This is a genomic window from Aestuariivita sp. (genome assembly GCF_021404545.1).
Classification (GTDB): domain Bacteria; phylum Pseudomonadota; class Alphaproteobacteria; order Rhodobacterales; family Rhodobacteraceae; genus Aestuariivita.
Window position 1 is genome coordinate 1 of the sequence record NZ_JAAWWD010000094.1, and the last position, 1,395, is coordinate 1,395.

Consider the following 1,395-nt stretch of genomic DNA (forward strand, 5'->3'; position numbering starts at 1 on the left):
GTCCTGACCCTTCTGTATTTTCGTTCTGCTAAGCTGGCCGCGCCACCTGCCCCGGCCAGGGCCGATGGCGGGGTGGTGCGCGACGTCTGACCCTTGTGGCACGACCACGTTCCTTAGCCTGTCGGCACCGCCTCTCTTCATGGTCTCGAACAGTTGAGTGCGGCCTATAAAGGACCGCGCACCAGAAGGAAGAGAGTATGGACAGTCTATCACGTGATCGCGTCATCGGCATAGATGTCAGCCGCGACTGGCTGGAGCTTCATTGCCTGCCCGACGGGCATCGCTGCAGAGTACCAAACGCTCCCGCGGGTTATGCTGCTGTTGCGGACCTTGCCCGGACCAGAGATGCCATCGTCTGTTTTGAGTCGACTGGCGGTCAAGAATGGCAACTCTGGGCGCTTTTGGATGCAGAAGGTGTCGCAGCCCGTCAGGTGCCACCTGCTCGGGTGAAGGCGTTTGCGCAAAGTCGTGGCACACGTGCCAAGACCGATCGGATCGATGCGGAACTTATTGCCCGCTTCTTTGCGTTCCGTCCCGAAGCAGGGCGCAAGCTTCCCGCAGAAAAGCTACGCATTCTCAGAGCCTTGACGTCAAAGCGAGCCCAGCTGGTCGAGATGCGCAAACGGCTGCTGGCCCAACTCCGCGCGCATCAGAAACTCGGCACTGCCGCAATGTTCCAGGACATCGACACCGAGTTGAAGCAACGGTTCGACATCCTGATCAAGGAACTGGACGACAGGATCATCCGAGCCATCGCAAGCGATGATCACCTGTCGGAGATGGCCACCGTTCTCCGCTCCATCCCGGGGATAGGCCCGGTCGCCAGCACAATGCTGATCGCCGAAATGCCTGAGATCGGCACCATCACCGGTGAAGAAGCTGCCGCACTCACCGGATTGGCCCCGGTCGCGCATGACAGCGGAACACTTCGCGGGAAACGAGCCATCGCCGACGGTCGCCGTGCCCTACGGCACGTGATGTTCCAGGCGGCCTTGGTCGCGGCACATCATAACCCAAGCCTAAGATCCTTCGCAGATCGCCTCCGAAAGGCCGGAAAACCCCACAAAGTCATCATCACAGCCGTCGCCAGAAAGCTGGTCACCATCGCGAACGCTTTATGCAAAAGCCGTCAGAAATGGGCGGCATCCACAACCTGACAGATACAGTTGCTAGTCAAACGCGGCAGAATACTTCCCTTTTCTATTTACCGCCGAAAATATCATTCACCGAAAAAAATAAGAAACTAACAGCCCAAGCCCCAAAGAGAGTCCACATAATCGTATTGGGGGGCAATAGTTCTAGGCACTAAGCAAAAAAACCCGGCCATCCAAAAACTAACGCACCGGGACAAATAAGTGAAAAAAAACAAAAGGCAACAGACCAAACGGGCCCGGT

General features: G+C 57.2%; 1 protein-coding gene. It reads left to right on the plus strand.

The window, feature by feature from the left end; genetic code table 11:
* Positions 1-197: 197 nt before the first annotated feature.
* Positions 198-1,157, plus strand: coding sequence for an IS110 family transposase (locus HEP69_RS23545; protein WP_290560950.1), 960 nt, complete (start codon positions 198-200; stop codon positions 1,155-1,157).
* Positions 1,158-1,395: the final 238 nt, after the last annotated feature.

Excerpts from the sequence above, each read along its gene's own strand:
- HEP69_RS23545 (WP_290560950.1), top strand. The coding sequence starts at position 198 with ATGGACAGTCTATCACGTGATCGCGTCATCGGCATAGATGTCAGCCGC.